This is a genomic window from Acinetobacter sp. N1-1, assembly GCF_056711485.1.
The window spans coordinates 1-21,474 of sequence record NZ_JBWXUO010000012.1; the positions used below are offsets into that span (position 1 = coordinate 1).

Annotated in this window: 14 protein-coding genes, 2 tRNA genes and 3 rRNA genes; 9 read left to right on the forward strand and 10 right to left on the reverse strand. The window is 39.1% G+C overall.

The window, feature by feature from the left end:
• Nucleotides 1–49: 49 nt before the first annotated feature.
• The 5 genes from rrf to AC1MPL_RS00280 all read right to left on the reverse strand — a co-directional run bounded on the left by rrf (nt 50) and on the right by AC1MPL_RS00280 (nt 5,366).
• Nucleotides 50–164: ribosomal RNA gene (gene rrf, locus AC1MPL_RS00260) — 5S ribosomal RNA — on the reverse strand.
• Nucleotides 165–313: 149 nt separating this feature from the next.
• Nucleotides 314–3,206, reverse strand: a 23S ribosomal RNA gene (locus tag AC1MPL_RS00265).
• 370 nt (nt 3,207–3,576) lie between these two features.
• Nucleotides 3,577–3,652, reverse strand: a tRNA-Ala gene (locus AC1MPL_RS00270).
• Nucleotides 3,653–3,693: 41 nt separating this feature from the next.
• Nucleotides 3,694–3,770, reverse strand: a tRNA-Ile gene (locus tag AC1MPL_RS00275).
• A 59-nt stretch (nt 3,771–3,829) separates the two neighbouring features.
• Nucleotides 3,830–5,366, reverse strand: a 16S ribosomal RNA gene (locus AC1MPL_RS00280).
• Together the 16S, 23S and 5S rRNA genes with 2 tRNA genes alongside form the textbook arrangement of a ribosomal RNA operon.
• A 562-nt stretch (nt 5,367–5,928) precedes the next feature.
• On the opposite strand from AC1MPL_RS00280, the gene AC1MPL_RS00285 reads away from it, so the two are divergent.
• The 6 genes from AC1MPL_RS00285 to polA all read left to right on the forward strand — a co-directional run bounded on the left by AC1MPL_RS00285 (nt 5,929) and on the right by polA (nt 13,269).
• Nucleotides 5,929–6,801 carry an MlaA family lipoprotein gene (locus AC1MPL_RS00285; RefSeq protein ID WP_479763306.1) on the forward strand — a complete coding sequence of 291 codons (873 nt, stop codon included), beginning with the start codon at nt 5,929–5,931 and terminating at the stop codon, nt 6,799–6,801.
• Between the two features lie 106 nt (nt 6,802–6,907).
• Nucleotides 6,908–7,876 (forward strand): RsbU family protein phosphatase GigA, encoded by a 969-nt coding sequence (gene gigA, locus AC1MPL_RS00290; protein WP_479763308.1) that lies wholly within the window; start codon nt 6,908–6,910, stop codon nt 7,874–7,876.
• 117 nt (nt 7,877–7,993) lie between these two features.
• Entirely contained in the window at nt 7,994–8,497 is a 504-nt protein-coding gene (locus AC1MPL_RS00295; RefSeq protein ID WP_479763310.1) for an STAS domain-containing protein, read from the forward strand.
• A gap of 194 nt (nt 8,498–8,691) precedes the next feature.
• The gene (locus tag AC1MPL_RS00300; protein ID WP_479763312.1) at nt 8,692–9,543 is read left to right on the forward strand and encodes a hypothetical protein; all 852 of its coding nucleotides are present in this window, start codon (nt 8,692–8,694) and stop codon (nt 9,541–9,543) included.
• An 8-nt stretch (nt 9,544–9,551) separates the two neighbouring features.
• Nucleotides 9,552–10,430, forward strand: coding sequence for a mechanosensitive ion channel family protein (locus AC1MPL_RS00305; RefSeq protein WP_479763314.1), 879 nt, complete (start codon nt 9,552–9,554; stop codon nt 10,428–10,430).
• A 76-nt stretch (nt 10,431–10,506) separates the two neighbouring features.
• On the forward strand, nt 10,507–13,269 hold the full coding sequence (gene polA / locus AC1MPL_RS00310; RefSeq protein ID WP_479763315.1) for a DNA polymerase I: 2,763 nt from the start codon (nt 10,507–10,509) through the stop codon (nt 13,267–13,269).
• Nucleotides 13,270–13,452: 183 nt separating this feature from the next.
• Here the strand turns inward: polA and AC1MPL_RS00315 are convergent, their stop codons facing one another.
• Nucleotides 13,453–14,469 (reverse strand): metallophosphoesterase, encoded by a 1,017-nt coding sequence (locus AC1MPL_RS00315; protein ID WP_479763317.1) that lies wholly within the window; start codon nt 14,467–14,469, stop codon nt 13,453–13,455.
• A gap of 147 nt (nt 14,470–14,616) precedes the next feature.
• Here AC1MPL_RS00315 and AC1MPL_RS00320 point away from each other — a divergent pair, with 147 nt between their 5' ends.
• Nucleotides 14,617–16,170: a phospholipase D-like domain-containing protein gene (locus tag AC1MPL_RS00320; protein ID WP_479766115.1), complete on the forward strand. Its 1,554-nt coding sequence runs from the start codon at nt 14,617–14,619 to the stop codon at nt 16,168–16,170.
• A 7-nt stretch (nt 16,171–16,177) separates the two neighbouring features.
• Here AC1MPL_RS00320 and AC1MPL_RS00325 read toward each other — a convergent pair whose 3' ends face one another.
• Complete coding sequence (locus tag AC1MPL_RS00325) at nt 16,178–16,984, reverse strand: lysophospholipid acyltransferase family protein (protein WP_479766116.1); 807 nt, start codon at nt 16,982–16,984, stop codon at nt 16,178–16,180.
• Nucleotides 16,985–17,157: 173 nt separating this feature from the next.
• Here AC1MPL_RS00325 and AC1MPL_RS00330 point away from each other — a divergent pair, with 173 nt between their 5' ends.
• Together AC1MPL_RS00330 and hflX are read left to right on the forward strand one after the other, a co-directional pair.
• Nucleotides 17,158–17,295, forward strand: coding sequence for a hypothetical protein (locus tag AC1MPL_RS00330; protein WP_023272899.1), 138 nt, complete (start codon nt 17,158–17,160; stop codon nt 17,293–17,295).
• Between the two features lie 80 nt (nt 17,296–17,375).
• Nucleotides 17,376–18,710 (forward strand): ribosome rescue GTPase HflX, encoded by a 1,335-nt coding sequence (gene hflX, locus AC1MPL_RS00335; RefSeq protein WP_479763319.1) that lies wholly within the window; start codon nt 17,376–17,378, stop codon nt 18,708–18,710.
• A 27-nt stretch (nt 18,711–18,737) separates the two neighbouring features.
• On the opposite strand, the gene AC1MPL_RS00340 is transcribed toward hflX, so the two are convergent.
• The 3 genes from AC1MPL_RS00340 to pdxA are packed head-to-tail and all read right to left on the reverse strand — an operon-like array spanning nt 18,738 to nt 21,398.
• Nucleotides 18,738–19,583, reverse strand: a complete 846-nt coding sequence (locus AC1MPL_RS00340; RefSeq protein WP_479763321.1) for a symmetrical bis(5'-nucleosyl)-tetraphosphatase — start codon at nt 19,581–19,583, stop codon at nt 18,738–18,740.
• A 1-nt stretch (nt 19,584) separates the two neighbouring features.
• Entirely contained in the window at nt 19,585–20,397 is an 813-nt protein-coding gene (rsmA, locus tag AC1MPL_RS00345; protein ID WP_479763322.1) for a 16S rRNA (adenine(1518)-N(6)/adenine(1519)-N(6))-dimethyltransferase RsmA, read from the reverse strand.
• A 17-nt stretch (nt 20,398–20,414) separates the two neighbouring features.
• Nucleotides 20,415–21,398 carry a 4-hydroxythreonine-4-phosphate dehydrogenase PdxA gene (gene pdxA / locus AC1MPL_RS00350; RefSeq protein WP_479763324.1) on the reverse strand — a complete coding sequence of 328 codons (984 nt, stop codon included), beginning with the start codon at nt 21,396–21,398 and terminating at the stop codon, nt 20,415–20,417.
• Nucleotides 21,399–21,474 lie beyond the last annotated feature (76 nt).

Consider the following 21,474-nt stretch of genomic DNA (forward strand, 5'->3'; position numbering starts at 1 on the left):
TTATTTCTGCATAAAAAAAGCCTCCCTAATGGGAGGCTTTAGAATTAGATGCTGGCGATGACTTACTCTCACATGGGTAACCCCACACTACCATCAGCGCTAAGAGGTTTCACTTCTGAGTTCGGGAAGGGATCAGGTGGTTCACTCTCGCTATTGTCGCCAGCATAACTGTTATGGAGAACGGTTAGGTCTTATATTATTGCCTATGTTCAACCAAATTTGGCTTAACAGGTTATTCAATTGGTCTGTATTGTAACTAGGTTTATTACTAAATCAAGCTATTTGAAGAGAAATACAACTGTTTGGGTGTTGTATAGTCAAGCCTCACGAGCAATTAGTATTGGTCAGCTTCATGTATCACTACACTTCCACATCCAACCTATCAACGTCCTAGTCTTGAACGGCTCTTTAGGTGACATAAAATCACAGGGAAATCTAATCTTGAGGTAGGCTTCCCGCTTAGATGCTTTCAGCGGTTATCCCTTCCGAACATAGCTACCCGGCGATGCGACTGGCGTCACAACCGGTACACCAGAGGTTCGTCCACTCTGGTCCTCTCGTACTAGGAGCAGATCCTCTCAAATTTCCAACGCCCATGGTAGATAGGGACCGAACTGTCTCACGACGTTCTAAACCCAGCTCGCGTACCTCTTTAAATGGCGAACAGCCATACCCTTGGGACCTGCTTCAGCCCCAGGATGAGATGAGCCGACATCGAGGTGCCAAACACCGCCGTCGATATGAACTCTTGGGCGGTATCAGCCTGTTATCCCCAGAGTACCTTTTATCCGTTGAGCGATGGCCCTTCCATACAGAACCACCGGATCACTAAGACCTACTTTCGTACCTGCTCGACTTGTTGGTCTCGCAGTTAAGCGCGCTTTTGCCTTTATACTCTACGCGTGATTTCCGACCACGCTGAGCGCACCTTCGTACTCCTCCGTTACTCTTTAGGAGGAGACCGCCCCAGTCAAACTACCCACCAGACATGGTCCTCGACCCAGATTATGGGTCAGAGTTAGAACCTCAACATTACCAGGGTGGTATTTCAAGGATGGCTCCATAGTAACTGGCGTTACTACTTCAAAGCCTCCCACCTATCCTACACAAGTAAGGTCAAAGTTCAATGTCAAGCTGCAGTAAAGGTTCACGGGGTCTTTCCGTCTAGCCACGGGTACACGGCATCTTCACCGCGATTTCGATTTCACTGAGCCTCTGCTGGAGACAGCGCCGCCATCATTATGCCATTCGTGCAGGTCGGAACTTACCCGACAAGGAATTTCGCTACCTTAGGACCGTTATAGTTACGGCCGCCGTTTACTGGGGCTTCGATCAAGAGCTTCGCTTACGCTAACCCCATCAATTAACCTTCCAGCACCGGGCAGGCATCACACCCTATACGTCCACTTTCGTGTTTGCAGAGTGCTATGTTTTTAATAAACAGTTGCAGCGGCCTGGTTTCTGAGGCTGCCGACAGCTCAGGAAGCAAGTTCCATCACCATCAGCAGCGTACCTTCTCCCGAAGTTACGGTACCATTTTGCCTAGTTCCTTCAGCAGAGTTCTCTCAAGCGCCTTGGTCTACTCGACCTGACCACCTGTGTCGGTTTCGGGTACGATTCCTGTGTAACTGAAGCTTAGAGACTTTTCTTGGAAGTATGGTATCAGCCACTTCGTAGGTAAACCTACTTGCTATCGACTCTCAGCATAGAGCACCCCGGATTTGCCTAAGATGCATGCCTACTGTCTTTCACCTGGACAACCAACGCCAGGCTGACTTAACCTTCTCCGTCCTCTCATCGCATTACACAGAAGTAATGGAATATTAACCATTTTCCCATCGACTACGCCTTTCGGCCTCGCCTTAGGGGTCGACTCACCCAGCCCCGATTAACGTTGGACTGGAACCCTTGGTCTTTCGGCGAACGGGTTTTTCACCCGTTTTATCGTTACTCACGTCAGCATTCGCACTTCTGATACCTCCAGCATGCTTCTCAACACACCTTCATCGGCTTACAGAACGCTCCCCTACCACTTACGCTAATGCGTAAATCCGCAGCTTCGGCACATAGTTTTAGCCCCGTTACATCTTCCGCGCAGGCCGACTCGACTAGTGAGCTATTACGCTTTCTTTAAAGGGTGGCTGCTTCTAAGCCAACCTCCTAGCTGTCTATGCCTTCCCACATCGTTTCCCACTTAACTATGATTTTGGGGCCTTAGCTGGCGGTCTGGATTGTTTTCCTCTTGACTACGGACGTTAGCACCCGCAGTCTGTCTCCCGGATAGTACTCATAGGTATTCGGAGTTTGCATCGGTTTGGTAAGTCGGGATGACCCCCTAGCCGAAACAGTGCTCTACCCCCTATGGTATTCGTCCGAGGCGCTACCTAAATAGCTTTCGGGGAGAACCAGCTATCACCAGGCTTGATTAGCCTTTCACCCCTATCCACAAGTCATCCCCTGGCTTTTCAACGACAGTGGGTTCGGTCCTCCAGTTAGTGTTACCCAACCTTCAACCTGCTCATGGATAGATCGCCTGGTTTCGGGTCTATACCCAGCAACTAAACGCCCTATTAAGACCCGATTTCTCTACGGCTCCCCTATACGGTTAACCTCGCTACTGAATATAAGTCGCTGACCCATTATACAAAAGGTACGCAGTCACATAACAAAGTATGCTCCCACTGCTTGTATGCATGCGGTTTCAGGATCTATTTCACTCCCCTCACAGGGGTTCTTTTCGCCTTTCCCTCACGGTACTGGTTCACTATCGGTCAGTCAGGAGTATTTAGCCTTGGAGGATGGTCCCCCCATATTCAGACAAGGTTTCACGTGCCTCGCCCTACTCGATATCATTATCTAAGCCCTTTCGTGTACGGGACTATCACCCTTTATAGTCACACTTCCCAGAGTGTTCCACTAAAACTTAGATAACTTAATGGGCTGATCCGCGTTCGCTCGCCGCTACTGACGGAATCTCAATTGATTTCTTTTCCTAAGGGTACTGAGATGTTTCACTTCCCCTCGTTCGCCTCAACAACCTATGTATTCAGTTATTGATACCTACCTTATGGTAAGTGGGTTCCCCCATTCAGAAATCTCCGGATCATAGGATATTTGCCGCCTCCCCGGAGCTTATCGCAGGCTATTACGTCTTTCATCGCCTCTGACTGCCAAGGCATCCACCACATGCACTTAATTACTTGACTATACAACCCCAAACAGTCGCTTACGCGAACTTCAAGGTGTACAGCTTCAATCTCATACCAAAACGCTTGATTCAGTTAATTTGCTAGTTCTCATCTCATTTCAATTTGTCTCAATCTAAATTAGTTAAAATTTCAATTAAAACGCTTCAAAATGTATGAGTGAACAATTTTATTTCAGACTCAAATTGAATAATCTGTTAATGATTTAACATGCCTTCGTCAGGTCATGTACTGTGATTACTCACAGAGGTTAATATCAAGGTCGCATATTATATACAATCTTTCTATTAAGCTCTATAAGCAAATAAGCTGTTTGCTTATTTATTAGCTTAACTTTAATTAAATTGAAATATCAATCTGATTAAAATCATGGTGGAGACTAGGAGAGTCGAACTCCTGACCTCCTGCGTGCAAAGCAGGCGCTCTACCAACTAAGCTAAGTCCCCAGCTTAAAATCATTTCGAATTGTACATTATCTTCTAGTCTTTGGTGGGTCTGACAAGACTTGAACTTGTGACCCCACGCTTATCAAGCGTGTGCTCTAACCAACTGAGCTACAGACCCTCAGATAATATACCGAAGAACAACTTGTTGTGGATTCTTACCAAGTCTCACCTTTTCGTTAAGGAGGTGATCCAGCCGCAGGTTCCCCTACGGCTACCTTGTTACGACTTCACCCCAGTCATTGGCCACACCGTGGTAAACGTCCTCCCGAGGGTTAGACTATCTACTTCTGGTGCAACAAACTCCCATGGTGTGACGGGCGGTGTGTACAAGGCCCGGGAACGTATTCACCGCGGCATTCTGATCCGCGATTACTAGCGATTCCGACTTCATGGAGTCGAGTTGCAGACTCCAATCCGGACTACGATCGGCTTTTTGAGATTAGCATCACATCGCTGTGTAGCAACCCTCTGTACCGACCATTGTAGCACGTGTGTAGCCCTGGCCGTAAGGGCCATGATGACTTGACGTCGTCCCCGCCTTCCTCCAGTTTGTCACTGGCAGTATCCTTAAAGTTCCCATCCGAAATGCTGGCAAGTAAGGAAAAGGGTTGCGCTCGTTGCGGGACTTAACCCAACATCTCACGACACGAGCTGACGACAGCCATGCAGCACCTGTATCTAAGTTCCCGAAGGCACCAATCTATCTCTAGAAAGTTCTTAGTATGTCAAGGCCAGGTAAGGTTCTTCGCGTTGCATCGAATTAAACCACATGCTCCACCGCTTGTGCGGGCCCCCGTCAATTCATTTGAGTTTTAGTCTTGCGACCGTACTCCCCAGGCGGTCTACTTATCGCGTTAGCTGCGCCACTAAGTCCTCAAAGGACCCAACGGCTAGTAGACATCGTTTACGGCATGGACTACCAGGGTATCTAATCCTGTTTGCTCCCCATGCTTTCGCACCTCAGTGTCAGTATTAGGCCAGAAGGCTGCCTTCGCCATCGGTATTCCTCCAGATCTCTACGCATTTCACCGCTACACCTGGAATTCTACCTTCCTCTCCTATACTCTAGCCACCCAGTATCGAATGCAATTCCCAAGTTAAGCTCGGGGATTTCACATTTGACTTAAATGGCCACCTACGCGCGCTTTACGCCCAGTAATTCCGATTAACGCTTGCACCCTCTGTATTACCGCGGCTGCTGGCACAGAGTTAGCCGGTGCTTATTCTGCGAGTAACGTCCACTTATCCTAGGTATTAACTAGGTAAGCCTCCTCCTCGCTTAAAGTGCTTTACAACCATAAGGCCTTCTTCACACACGCGGCATGGCTGGATCAGGCTTGCGCCCATTGTCCAATATTCCCCACTGCTGCCTCCCGTAGGAGTCTGGGCCGTGTCTCAGTCCCAGTGTGGCGGATCATCCTCTCAAACCCGCTACAGATCGTCGCCTTGGTAGGCCTTTACCCTACCAACTAGCTAATCCGACTTAGGCTCATCTATTAGCGCAAGGTCCGAAGATCCCCTGCTTTCCCCCGTAGGGCGTATGCGGTATTAGCGCTCCTTTCGGAACGTTGTCCCCCACTAATAGGCAGATTCCTAAGTATTACTCACCCGTCCGCCGCTAGGTCCAGTAGCAAGCTACCTTCCCCCGCTCGACTTGCATGTGTTAAGCCTGCCGCCAGCGTTCAATCTGAGCCATGATCAAACTCTTCAGTTAAAATCATTAATTCCTTAAGGGAATCAATCTGGCTCATTAATCACTAGCAAAAATATTCGCTCTCAAATAAATCTTCGAGTAAATTTCTACTTTTGATCAATGAATCTTAAATATATTCAGTGATCACTCAGTAAAAATCCACACAAGTTGTTCTTCAATTCTATTAATGATTCGCATCACTGATTCGTCATCAGCAAGCTAGGTCGGCTATATTACTCTCTTTTAAAAGAAAGTCAACTGTAATCTGAAAGTTTTTTTAAACTACTTAATCAAACTAAACTTCAATCAATCTAAGAACTAAATCTCAAACCAATCAACTAAGTTATTGTTTATTAAGAAGTTTCTCTCAACATCACCGCCGATGGATACGCATTATAGACCAATACTTCCCAAACGCAACCCCCTAATCCAGTTTATTTCATATTTATTTATCAATAGAATAAAATCTAAACGAAATATGAGTTTTTCGCTTATTTTTAAACCCTCTTATGTTTTTACCCACATGTTGTTTTGCTTGTTATACACTATATGCATATTAATAGCGTCTTTTTTAGGAATTTACATGCATTATAAATTATGGGCGTCCTTACTTATATCTATAACAGTATCTTCAGCTTTATATGCACAAACAAATACTGAACAGTCAGAGGTTTTGACTAAAGATCATAGCAATATATATTCATCAGAAAACAATCTACTCGGTTTTAAAAATCATTTGCATCATTTTTCTAAGGATTTGAGAGTTGATGCAAGTGCTAATCAACCTGACAGTGTTAAAGATCCATTCCAAAGCCTTAATAGAAAAGTTTATGTATTTAATGATTTTCTAGATACACATTTTTTACGCCCTATTGCTGTGCAATATAGTCTAAAAATACCTGAAACTGTACGTGGATCATATTCTCAATTTAGAAGTAATCTAAATGAGCCTTGGAATGCTGTTAATCAAACAATTCAGTGGAAACCTATAGTTGCACTAAAAACCTTAGGCCGTTTTGCATTTAACTCTTTAACCACTTTAGGTCTTGCAGATCCAGCTAGACGACTTAATTTAGATAATAATGAAGAAAGTTTAGGAACTACTCTAGGCTATTATGGCGTACCATCTGGTCCTTATTTAATGTTGCCATTTTTTGGCCCAAGTACTTTACGAGATGGTATTGGACTCATTGCAGATAGTGAAGCAAAGTTACAACAATATATTTTTAAAGACTCAGATCAATTATTTTGGTCTGATGCTGCACTGGGCGTAATTAATACTAGAAGTGGTTTATTAGATTTAGATAGCACCTTACAAGGTGATAAGTATGCGGCAATTCGTGATTTATATTTACAACGTAAGAAATTTGTTATTGCAGAGAAACAAGGCAAAGCTGATCAAGATGTTTCTTTTGTAAGTGACGATAGCGATTCAAGTACAAATTCAGCGCAGTAGTTAATATAAGTTTCATATATAGTAAGAGTGATAGGTGTAACATATACTATGTGATGTTACACCTTTCTTTCATTTTTATCATTTAGGCATATAATCTTTATTTATTATGTACTTTATTCAACCTACTCGCGCTGTATCACATCTAGAGAATGTAATTCAGGCATTGCCTAATATACAGATGATTCATATAGATGAGATTTCTCAGTATGATGAGAATATTCTTGCCATTGCAGATGTACAAGACTTTTTAACATATAAATGGAGTTTTCCTACAATTGTTCTTGCTTATGAACATGAGGGCTCTGCTTTAGCAGAAGCATGGCAGGCTGGAGCATTAGCAGGTTGGGTATGGCATAAAATACCTAAAGATCCATTAAAACAATTGAGTAAGATTGATGCTCAATATAAAAGAAATCAAGATAGTAGAGACCTACCTTCTGCAGCTGTTTTACAAAAGAAACTTCTTCCCGATAACATTGATGTTCCAAACTATAAAATAGAGTCATTTTTCCAACCATCTGCCTATCTATCTGGTGATTGGTATGATTACTGGAAAATTAATGATCAAGAAATCATGTTTTATCTTGCTGATGTATCAGGACATGGTGTTGCAAGTAGTCTTTTAACATCATGGATGGCAGCATTCCATGGTCGCTCTAAAAAGCCTAGATCATTAATTAAAAAACTGAATGGAATGCTTGTTCAAGAGAATATTGAGAAACATATTACAATGATTACAGGTATTCTAAATTTTGAAACACATCAGTTACGCTGGTCTAGTGCAGGACATTATCCACCTGCCATTTTATTTAATGAAAATGAATCACCCATTATTTTAAATACAAGTAGTTTTCCATTAGGCTTAACTGAAGATTTAGAAGTTGAAGAGTTCGAGTGTACTTTATCTAAAAATGCAAGGTTTATGGTCTGTTCTGATGGTGCATTAGAACCATTTGAGGGTGGATTAAATGATCAACTTCAACAACTTATTCAACATTTACAAAACCAAACTTTTGAAGCACCTGAGCATGTAGCAGATGATATTGCTATTTTGACATTGCGCAGGAAGAAATAAATTTATTACAAATCAGTAGTCTATATTTATAGAATTTTACTTTAGTAGACCTCCCTATTGAGTATCCTTATATGCTATGGGATAATTGACCAATCCTTCTCAAGAAATGGCATATATATGTCAACTGGTCATGTTGAATATGCAAGTCTGAACGGCACACACTTTTTTAAAATTATTGGTGAAGTGCGTGCGCAATCTTGTATAAGTCTAGACAAATTATTGGGTAAGATTGAAACACAGTCTACTAATATCGTCAGTGCAGTTGTAGATTTAACCCAAACTACATTTATTGATAGTACTGTTCTTGGTATTTTAGCAAAACTAGGGTTAAAACTAAAACAAATGCATAATATTCAAAGTGTTATGCTATCTACAAACCCAGACATTACAACTTTAGCTAATAGCATGGGGTTAGGTCAGGTGTTTGCAATTTTAACATGCAATGAGGAAACAAAAGTTTGTACAAAAGCGCTACCCCATGAAAGTGCAAGCCAAAAATCAATGCTAGCGACTGTACTAGATGCACATAAAGCACTCTGTAAACTAAACAAAAGTAACAACAATATTTTTGAACCTCTCGTAAAACAACTTGAACAAGAAAAAGAACAAGAAAAAATTTAAGTGTATTATGCAATTAAAATATCTCAGCTAAGCCCTATAATGTAAAAGATAATACATTTGGGGTTTATCTAGATAACTGAGAGAATACCTATATCTACAACATGCAGTATTATTAAATTTAAGCATCCGTTTGTTTTGACTCATGTTATGCAAGAATATTTACCCCTCTAAAATTATTTTTTATGATCAAATAAATGGGCTTCAAAAACTTAAAAGGAAATCTTGTGACAGCCATTTTAGATGAAGCGGAAATAACTTCCCCCGACATTCACTGGTGGGGAGAATTCCAATTTGAGGTTAACCAAGCACGAACATGGCAGTTGGGATCATTACTCCTGAGAATTACTCGTCATGCACAAGAATGGCGTATGGAATATCACCGCCCTATTCGTCAACAAGATGATGAACAAACTTGGGGGGAGATTATAGCCCCAAGTTTTTCGTTACCTGAACCTATACATATAGAACGTTATATGTTTAGAAAAACACAAAATAAATTTCAACTCATGCCACGCTTAGCTGATCATTCTGTCGTTATTCGCCCAGTGGAACCAATTTATATTCCAGCAGGTCAAAAAGGACTTCTTTACATCAGTACTCCTATATGGATTGTGGGTTTTGCTGAGGGACATAAGGAACCTTTGTTTGATATTCCTGTCATTCAGCCCAAAGAAACTTGGTTTGGTCCAGATACAAGAACGGGGGAACTTTGTTATGCAACTGAAGTCAATGGTCGAACGGAGTTAGAAAGACTTCAGCCTAAAGCGTTTCGAGCTGTAACTCCTATTGTTTTTCACAATGCAAGCCATGAACAATTACGTCTAGATCGTATGAATATACCAATTGTTGCACTCCCCCTCTTTTTTAGTGAAAGTACGAATCGGCTATGGACCTCCCATATAAAAGTTATCCATGACTCATCAGACCGTCCACCACGTATCAAAATAGAAAATAGAACCCCTCCTCGTGCAGGCGAGGTAACTTATATGCATGCACCAAGATCGCCTGGTGGTGTCTTATTTAATATGTTCGACTCATTTTTCTAGGATATCTCATGGATAAGACACAAATCCCTCAGGATATTATATTAAGTCTCAAAGCAATTTTTACTGCAATTAATCTAGATAGAATTAGTGAACTGTTTATTGCTGTAATTCTTGGGCTTATTGGATTCATCTCAGCACGCTTAGTATCTAATACATTTATTCGCACCATTGGCTTGCGATTTAATGCTCATCAAAGAATGGTTTGGCGTCGCGGTATTTTTTATACAATCTTTATTTTCTTTATCATTGCTGCCTTAAAAGAAGCAGGCTTCAAAGTCAGTATATTTTTAGGTGCAGCCGGTATTTTAACTGTTGCATTAGGTTTTGCATCACAAACATCCGCAACAAACTTAATTAGTGGTTTATTCTTGATTGGTGAAGGTTCATTTGAAATTGGTGATGTCATTCAGATGTCTTTAATACGTGGGCAAATAATTGAAGGTGAAGTAATTTCTATTGATTTACTTTCAGTAAAATTACTAACCATGGATAATACTTATATTCGTGTGCCTAATGAACAGCTCATTCGAACACCTGTATATAACCTCTCTAAATACCCTATTCGTCGTATCCCAGTTAGACTGCCTGTCACATTTCATGAAGACTTATCAAAAGTCAGAAAGGTGCTCACTCAAACTGCACAGTATCATACGCTTATTTTAGATGATCCTAAACCACATGTTGCTGTAACAGAATTTGGAGAATCATCAATTGAGCTCACCTTTACTGTTTGGTGTCATCAGTCTCACTATGTTCAAGTAAAAGATGAAATTTTAGAACGGATTCGTAATAGTTTTATTGAACATCAAATTGAAATACCTGTACCTAAAATGGGATTTGTCAATGAAGCTGATTTAGCGAACACAAACTTACGTGCAGACCTGTAAGTATTAATTCAAGATACCCCTGCATCATTAAACTTTTTCACGTAAAATATAATTAGATTTTATTAAGGAAGTTATGATGCCACCTTTTGTTTTGGTTGATGGGTCTTATTTTTTATTTCGAGCATATCATGCTATTCCTCCTCTTACGACATCGACAGGACTGCACACCAATGCAATTCGAGGAGCGATTGCTGCGATTCAAAAACTAATACGCCGCATTGAACCAACGCATATGGCTGTCATTTTTGATACTCCTGAACCAACATTTCGTCATCAACTTTCTCCGATTTATAAAGGTGATCGCCCTGCAATGCCTGATGACTTATCAGAGCAAATTCCATACTTACATGCACTCATTCGTGCTTTAGGCATCCCTTTATATTCTCTTGCAGGTGCAGAAGCCGATGATGTCATTGGAACCCTGACTAAACGTGCTGAAAAAGAAGGTCATCATGTTCTTATCTCTACAGGAGATAAAGATATGGCTCAGCTCGTCAATGAACGTGTCAAACTTGAAGACAGTTTTAAAGAACGTGTTCTTGATGTAGACGGCGTATTTGAAAAATTTGGTGTATGGCCACATCAAATTATCGACTATTTAACACTTATGGGTGATGCATCTGATGGAATTTTGGGTGTACCTGGTGTTGGTGCAAAAACGGCTGCAAAACTACTTAATGAATATGAATGCTTAGGACGTATTTTAGAAAATGTAGATAATATTAAAGGTCGTGTAGGGAAAAACCTAAAAGAGCATGTAGATACAATTGCTATTGATCATCAGCTTGCAAGCATTGTTTGCGATTTAGATTTATCATTAGAATGGAATGACTTAGAGCTAAAGAACCCTAACACCAATGAGTTACGTAAACTCTATACCGAATTAGAGTTTCGTAATCAATTGCAGTCTTTAGACCACCCCAATAATCCAAATAGCAAAACCTATAAACAAAATACTCAAGCAATTGTAAAACAAGATTCAGTTGCAACTCAGACCAATACAGATCAAGCAACTATAACAAGCCAAGATGATCAACTAGGACAATCGACCTATCATACTGTATTGACCCAAGATGATTGGAACACCCTACTCACTCGCATGCAAAATGCTGAGAAGTTCGCAATTGATACAGAAACGACTCATCTAGATTATCGTTTTGCGGAAATGGTTGGTTTCTCTATCGCATTTGACTCAAAAGATGCTTATTACGTTCCTTTTGCACATGACTATGACAATGTACCAATACAATTGGACCGCAATCAAGTATTACAAGAAATTAAACCGATTATTGAAAACCCAAACATTAAAAAAATTGGTCATCACCTAAAATATGATGCTCATATATTTTCTAATCATGGCATCCATTTACAAGGGTGGTATTTTGATACCATGCTTGCATCTTATGTATTAAATGCAACAGCAACACGACATGGTATGGATGATGTCGCTCGTTTATATTTAAGCCACCTAAATATAACTTTTGAGCAAATTGCAGGGAAAGGTGCAAAGCAAAAAACATTTAATCAAATCGAATTAAGTATTGCTGGACACTATGCAGCTGAAGATGCACACGTAACATGGCGTTTATATGAAGTACTCAGTGAAAAGTTAAAAGACTCTCATGAACTTCTTCATATTTTACACAATATAGAAATGCCTGTTGCTTCGATACTTACTCAAATGGAAGAAATGGGCATTCAACTTGATCCCGATTTTCTGAGTAAATTAAGTGGTGAATTCTCAATTACCATGCAATCTCTAGAAGAAAAAGCAATGGAAATTGCTGGAGAGAGCTTTAATATTTCCTCGCCAAAACAAGTTGGAGAAATCATATTCGATAAACTTGGCGTAAAAGGTGGGAAAAAAACAGCTTCAGGGCAATATAGTACAAGTGAAAGTGTTCTAGAAAAATTAGAGCACCCAATCGCAGAAATTATATTAGAGCATAGAGGTTTAGCCAAACTAAAAAGCACCTATACAGATCGTTTAGTTGAGCAAGCCAACAACAATACGATGCGTGTTCACACAAGCTATCACCAAGCAAATACAGCAACTGGTCGACTTTCATCTTCAGATCCTAACTTACAGAATATTCCAATTCGTGGAGAAATTGGTCGACAAATCCGTAAAGCATTTATTGCACCGCAAGGAAAAGTCATTCTTGCTGCCGATTATTCACAAATAGAATTACGTCTAATGGCTCATTTTTCACAAGATGAAGCACTTATTGATGCCTTCAAAAATGGACAAGATATTCATAGGCGTACCGCAGCGGAAGTTTTAGGTATTGCTCTAGATGAAGTTACATCTGATCAGCGTCGCCAAGCTAAGGCTGTTAACTTTGGACTCCTCTATGGCATGTCAGAATTTGGATTAACACGCCAACTTGGGTTTACGCGTGAAGAGTCACGTGCATATATAAAACAATATTTCCACCGCTACCCAGGTATTTATGAATATATGCAAAGTACAAGACAAATCGCTTTAGAGCAAGGCTTTGTTGAAACAGTACTTGGTCGTAGACTCTATACACCAGATATTAATGCGAGAAATGTCATGGTTCGAAAAGGAGCTGAACGTGCTGCTATTAATGCACCATTACAAGGAAGTGCTGCCGATATCATTAAACTTGCAATGATTGAAGTGAACAAAAAAATTCCTAAAGAACAAGCAACGCTACTTTTACAAGTACATGATGAACTTGTATTTGAAGCAGACCCTGCATACATCGATCAACTTATTCCACAGATTAAAGAAGTGATGTCATCTGTACTCACACTTTCTGTACCATTAGATGTAGAAGTTGGCTTAGGCAATAACTGGGATGAAGCACATTAAGCAACTTTTAATGCAACAAAACATTGCACAAAGAATCAGCTCACCTATTCCTATGTTAGGATAAATTATATAGCACAGTTACTGTGCTATAACTCAGCCTTGAGTGAAACGGCTTATTGAATAAATCTCCAGTCAATAAGTTTTATTATATGGTCTTTCTTCTTTCTGAAGTTAGACCTTTTTTTATACAAGTTTAATAATATCGACCGTTGGTCTTACACGAAACCGAAATGGCACCCCTACCATGCCTGTTCCAACAGTCACATACACATCGGCATGTTTGTGTCGATATAAGCCACGTTTATGTCCTAAAATAGATATTTTTCTCATCATATAACTTGTAAACCATGGTAGTTCTACTTGTCCCCCATGTGTATGCCCAGAAAGCATTAATGGCTTAATTGACAATTTAGGAACCATATCAACAGTATCAGGATTATGTGAAAGAATAATCCATGGTTTTTCTTGTGGTAAATCAGGCATGAAACTCATATCTGTCTTACCAGCCCATAAATCACCTACCCCAATAAGTCTAAAATTATCGAACTCAATTACTTTACCTTCAATATCCATGATTTCATTATGAACTAATGCATCACTTAATAGCTGTTGAATAGGAGGTCCTGGGTATTCTTCATCATGATTACCACAGACAGAGTAAACAGGTACTTTAATACTTTTGAGGATATTTAGTTCTTGCTTTAAACTACTTTCAGGCTCATACGTCCAATCTCCTGCAACAACAACAATGTCAGGTTTTTCAGTATTAATAATTTTAACGATTTTAAGGAGTTGTGCTTCATGACCTGAAAACAACCCTATATGTAGATCTGCAATCAATGCTATTTTAAAAGGCTTTTTTTCATACTTATTGTTATCATCATTAAAAGTATACGTTGTATGCTTAACACACAGCCAGTTTGGCTCAATAAAACGTGCATAAATTAATATACCAATAACCACTATAGATATTAAAGCCGTTACAATTGAAATACGCCCCAAATAAAAAGCTGAAAACACCCATAATAGGAGTGGAAAAAGTAAATATGATTGATAAAAAACTGATAAATGTATAAAGGCCTTAAACGGATGAATCGTTTCTGTTTTTGCTTGGCTTCTCCAAGACTGAATAATTGCCCATATTGCAACAATCACAAAAATAATATTCAAAAAATCATGAATTGAATTAGAATTCCACATATATACTCTCAGACCAGTTCACTTTAAGTGCTTTTCGCTATAATGAACAGACCCACTGATTAATAACTACTTACTGATATCATGCGCAAACAAATAAAAAAATACTTACCCCATATCTGCCTAGCCAAATTACATCATACTAGAACAATGATAATGGGTTTAAGTATCTTATTTGGTTTAAATGCATGTAGTACTTTACCACCACTCAAAGCAACGCAGCCCACATATAGTCGGAACTTTGACACATCAAATACAGCATTGGCAAAACTTATAACACCACTACGTCAAGCAAACCCCAGTCTAACTGGCTATCATGTTTTATTTGACCCATTAGAAGCAATTGCTGCACGTTTAAGCCTCATCAATAAAGCACAGAAAACTTTAGATATTCAATACTATATTTGGGACAATGATAAAATAGGTGCACTTGCATTATACGATATTATCAAAGCTGCTGACCGCGGTGTTAAAGTTCGCTTACTCATAGATGACAATAATGCAAAAAAAATGGAGGGTATTTTCCTAGCCCTAGATCAGCACGTAAATATTCAGGTCAAACTTTACAACCCATATAAATACCGTAACTTCAGACCTTTAGATATGCTTTTTGATTTAAAAAGAATTAATCGCCGTATGCATATTAAAAGTTTCGTCGTAGATAACCAAATTGCTTTAATTGGTGGGCGGAACATGAGTAATCAATATTATTTTACAAGTGATACTTATCAATTTTCAGATATTGATGTCATGCTTATTGGGCAAGCTGTCGATAATATTTCAAATACTTTTGATGAATATTGGAATGATTCATATGCCTATCCTGTTCGGCAATTAGTTAACCCCCAACAACATAGCCTCAGATATGACAGTTTAAAAAGTCAACTTACCAATTACTACAAAGAGGTTTCTGTACAAAATTATTTAAACCTTGCCAACCATTCTGATGACTTCAACTATTGGCTGCATAATGAATTAAATTTTGATTGGGTAAAAGCAGAAGTTGTAAGCGATGCGCCAAGTAAAATTCATGGTACAGCACAACCCAATGAATATTTACAAACTCAACTCAGTCACTACCTTAAACAACCGAAAAAACATTTAGATATTGTATCTGCTTACTTTGTTCCTGAACAAAAGGGAACAGATATGCTAAGCAAAATGTCTAAAGAAGGTGTACAAGTACGTGTACTCACAAATTCGTTTAAAGCCAATGACGTCTGGCTTGTTCATGCCTTTTACTCTAAATATAGACAAGAACTACTCAAAAATGGTGTTCAATTGTATGAATTTCTTCCTGTTCTAAACTATAAAGACCTTAAACCATATACAAGAAGCCTATCTCGAGAAGCAAAAATTAGTTTAAAAAGCTTAAGCCGTTCTAGCCTACATGCAAAGATGATGGCGGTTGATGATCAAGTCTTTATTGGCTCATTTAATTTAGACCCTCGATCTGCCAAATTAAACTCTGAAATAGGGGTATTACTCAATAGCCCAACACTTGCAAATGAAATTCATGAAACCCTATCACAAAATATTGATGCCTATAGCTATCAACTAAAACTTACACCTGATAATAAAATTACATGGACAAAGCAAATACCAACAGGTTCAATCATATTTACCAAAGAACCTAAAATGTCTTGGTGGCAGCATGATGGGCTTCAAATGATTTCATGGCTGCCAATAGAAGGCATGATGTAACACTAATTTACTTTTTCAATACTTGTTGATGTAAATGTAAAAGCCCTTCTTTCATCACAACCTGCACTTTCTTTGTAAGCGTTTCAACAGTATGGCCTGCTACATCAATTTCAGGTAAAAACATCACATGTGCAGTAACTTTAGGCATTTCAACAACTTTTTTGAGATGCTCTGCAAGTGAAATTTTACCAACATAAGGTGTCGTTTTGTCTAGTGTTCCATCCTGATTCACATAACAAATAAGAGCAACTTGAATAGGTTTCTGCGCATCAACTGCTGCACCTAAAATACGACCATGAATACGCTGAATATGTGTACCATCTGATGTTGTTGCTTCAGGAAAGAATAAAACAGGAACATCATTTTTTAAGAAATCGGTAATTTGCTCTTTAATTTTAGATGAATCTCCAGAGCCTCTCTTAATAAAAAGTGTTCCTCCACTTTTCGCCAACTTTCCAAAAATTGGCCATTGTTCAATCTCTGCTTTTGCAAGAAAAAATACACGTGCACTTGAGCCTAAAACAGGAATATCTAACCAAGAAACATGATTACTTGCCCATAATGCTGCATGATGCTGTTGTTCACCATGTACTTGCACATCAACATTAAATACCTTGCACATTCTGCGACAGAACCATTGCACATACTGTGTATTTTCTGGGTTATTCGGTGACTTATAAAGCTGATTTTTATAAACAACATAAAATCCCTCACCGATTGCCGATACACCACTACCTATCTTTTTTGCATAATGGAATGCTTGCCCTAAACGTGACTGACTAGACTTTATTACTGTATTAATCTTTTGTTCCATAATCATCGTTAACTATTCATAAAATCTAAGCCATTATAAAGTACAGATGGTCTACACTGTAAAAAACTTAGTCCTGTCATCTAATAAATCGAATAAAGCTATTATATTTTACAATTTTATTTATTTTACCAATTGAAATAAAATTATCCTATAAAATTCAGGAGACATGGGCAATGAATACAATCAATCAAGCAGAGTTTAAAACTAAACCTAAACAAGCATTTTATCAACTTAGAATTATTGCAGGCTGTTCAATCTTATATTTTGGTTCATTTCTACTGGTATGTAAGTTTTTTTCATCAGTCTTGTAAGTACGTTCTGAATGATGCTAATGTTACATTAAGATGTCAAAAACATTGTCATTAAACTCATTTCGTAGGTAATTATATAAGTGGAATATTTTGATCGTCATCAAGGCGGTGAGCGCGCCATACTCGTCCATGTAACAGTACAAATGCTTAGAGATCTTGATGCCGAGGAATTTCAGTTACTTGCCAAGTCAGCAGGCGCTGACATTCTAGAAAATGTGACTGCCCAACGTCAAAGGCCCGACCCCAAGCTATTTATTGGCTCAGGTAAAGCTGAAGAATTGGCAGCACTTGTTGAAGAGCGAGAAGCTGAGCTTGTCATTTTCGATCATTCACTTTCGCCAGGACAGGAACGCAACCTAGAAAAAATCTTGAAATGCCGTGTCATTGACCGCACAGGACTTATTCTAGATATCTTTGCACAGCGTGCACGTACCCATGAAGGTAAATTACAAGTTGAACTCGCTCAACTTGAGCACCTCTCTACCCGTTTAGTACGTGGTTGGACTCACTTAGAACGTCAAAAAGGTGGTATTGGTTTACGTGGTCCGGGTGAATCACAACTTGAAACCGATAGACGACTGTTACGTGTAAGAATGGGACAGCTTAAAGATAAACTTGAAAAAGTAAAACAAACTCGTATTCAAGGTCGAGCTGCTCGACAAAAAGCGGCTATCCCCACTGTATCATTAGTGGGTTATACCAATGCAGGAAAGTCGACACTATTTAATATTCTTGCAAACAGCGAGGTTTATGCAGCCGACCAACTCTTTGCAACCTTAGACCCAACACTACGCCGTTTAAACTGGGATGGTATTGGCTCATTGGTTCTTGCAGATACTGTTGGATTTGTAAGAGATCTTCCCCATTCACTGGTTGAATCGTTTAAAGCAACATTAGAAGAAACGCTAGAAGCTACACTTTTACTCCATGTTATTGACAGCAGTAGTCCTGACATGATGGAGCAAATTGATGCTGTAGAAGATGTATTAAAAGAGATTGGTGCAGATGTACCTATTCTTAGGGTATATAACAAAATTGACCAATCTGGTGAAGAGGCAAAAATTATTTATGCTTCACCAAATATACCAGAGCGTGTCTATGTCTCTGCACATACACAACAAGGCTTAGACTTGTTAAAACAAGCTGTGCAAGAAAGCCTTTTAGGACAAATTCAAAGCTTTGAACTCATTCTAAAGCCCGCTTACGGTAAGCTACGTACAGCACTCTATAACTTAAATGTTATACAATCTGAAGACTACAACGACAGTGGTGATTTACTGCTTAAAGTCATCATTGCACCCAATAAGCTTGAGCAGACCATTAAACAATTGCACTTACCTATTGATGAAATCTTAGGTCAGGCTGCACAGCAGTTTAAACGTCCATTGGAAGCTTTTGAACTTGAACACCATTAATAAAAAAGAGGAGCTTGCTCCTCTTTTTTATTGTAGAGGGTTATCCACTTTAAATTTTTTCTGATCTTCTAAACGATAAGCAATCATCTGCCCACCCCATACACAACCACCATCTACATTATGAACCATTTTGTGATGGGTCTTACCCTCTAATGCAGCCCAATGACCAAAGAAAATTTGATGCGTTTTTTCCACTTTCCCTTGAATATCAAACCATGGGAAAAAACCTTTAGGCATTGGGTCTGTTAAACCTTCTTTAAAATGAAACTCTAACTGCCCATCTACCCCAATCAAACGCATTCGGGTAAGGTAGTTTACAATCACTCTTAAACGTGAATAACCTGTTAATTCATCAGACCATGTATCTGGCTGATTTGAATACATTTCCTTTAAGAAAGCATCTACATTTTTCCAATTTTTATCCTTTAAGATCTTTTCAACCTCAACCGCATATTTTTCTACTTGTTCTATATCCCAAATATGTGGAATACCTGCATGTGTCATTACTGACTTATTATTCAACACCAAATACAAAGGTTGCTGCCTCAACCAATCAATCAACTCAGCACAATCATCTGCTTCTAAGATATCATCAATATAGTCTTTGCTTTTTGCTTTTTTAATACCACGTGCACATGCAATTAATGTTAAGTCATGGTTACCTAATACTGTTGCTGCACAGCCTGTTTCAACCATTTTTTTTATAAAACGAAGCGTCTCTAGAGAGTTTTCACCACGTGCAACAAGATCACCTGCAAACCAAATGAAATCTTTTTTTTCATCAAATTGAATCGTTTGCAATAAATTCTTTAATGCACTAAAACACCCTTGAATATCACCAATAACATAATGAAAACGCTTCGCTTTACTCATTCTATGCCACCGTCTGATCAGACAATGCAACAAACTCTGCAAGCGTCAAAGTTTCAGGACGTGCCATAGGATTAATACCCACTTTTTCAAAAGCATCATCACTTAGCATGCCTTTTAAACTATTTCGCAAAGTTTTACGACGTTGCGTAAATACATGACTCACTAGTCTTGAAAGCGCTTTCTCATCTTTTGCAATAATAGGTTTCTGAGCGTAAGGCTCTAAACGAAATACAGCACTTGTTACTTTTGGCGGTGGGTTAAATGAACCCGCAGGCACTTCAAATAAAAAGGTTGCTGAACAATAATACTGAATCATCACAGACAAACGACCATACTCTTTTGTATTTGGTTTTGCTGTAATACGATCAACCACTTCCTTTTGCAGCATAAAGTGCATATCTTTAACTTTACCACCAAACTCCAAGAGGTGGAAAAGTAGTGGTGTAGAAATATTATATGGAAGGTTACCTACAATACGTAACGGCTTATCATCTTTTAAAAGTTGATTAAAATCATATTTCAAAGCATCTGCTTCTACTATTGTTAAGCGTTCAGGATATGGAACACGCTCAGGCAATCCAGCAGCCAAATCTCTGTCTAATTCAACAACAGTCAGTGCATCACACTCACCAATAAGTGGCGAGGTAAGCGCCGCTAAACCAGGACCAATTTCTACAAGGTTATCGCCTGTTCGTGGGTTCACGGCACGAACAATTTTAGCAATTACACGTTGATCATGTAAGAAGTTTTGCCCAAAACGCTTACGTGCCTTATGCCCCTCTTCTTTTGGGTTTAAGGCATTAATTTGATACATACACTCATTCCGACAAATTATTTTGAAGATGCTAACTGTAAAGCAAGGTCTACAGCCACATGTAAACTCGATGCTTTTGCCAGACCTGTACCTGCCAATGTCAGTGCAGTGCCATGGTCAACAGAAGTACGAATAAAAGGAAGCCCTAACGTAATATTAATCGCTTCACCAAAACCTTGTGATTTTAACACAGGTAAGCCTTGATCATGGTACATTGCCAAAACAGCATCTGCATTTTTTAAGTGTGATGGTGTAAATAATGTATCCGCTGGCAAAGTTAAGCTAATTTTTTCACCTTTTTCTTGATAGCTTTTTAATACAGGATCAATTACTTCAATTTCTTCTGTACCCAAATATCCTCCCTCTCCTGCATGTGGATTTAAACCACAAACCAAAATACGAGGTGCATCAATTTTGAATTTTTCTTTTAGATCTTGAATTAAAATATCAATAATTTGCGTTAAACGCGTGGCTGTAATGGCACTTGCAACATCTTTTAAAGGTAAATGTGTAGTCACCAATGCCACTCTAAGTTGTTTGGTTGCAAGCATCATCACAACACGTTCAACACCTGCTATTTTTTGGTAGTATTCCGTATGCCCGCTAAATACAATACCTGCATCATTAATCACAGATTTTTGAACTGGGGCTGTTGCAACACCAACACTCTTTTTCTCTAGTGCGTATAATGCTGAGCGTTTCAGTTGCTCTATGACATATGCCGCATTCTTGGGATTTAACTGTCCATCAACCACAGGCTCTGTGAGTGCAATATGTTCAACATATAGTTCATTTTCTTCAGATGGGCTCGTTTGACCCACATATAAAGTCAGTTTGACATTTATATTAAGTTTTTTAGCACGCGCTTCTAACAAGAAAATATCTGCAAATACAACCACTGGTCGCTCATCTATACGTTTTGCTAACGTAAGGCAAATATCAGGGCCTATTCCCGCAGGCTCACCACTCGTGACATACAATGGTTTTAGATGATTATTCACCTGCTTCGAACTCCCAATATTGATATACATTTACCATATTATACGAAGATATTATTTTCAATGAATTGGTCTATGA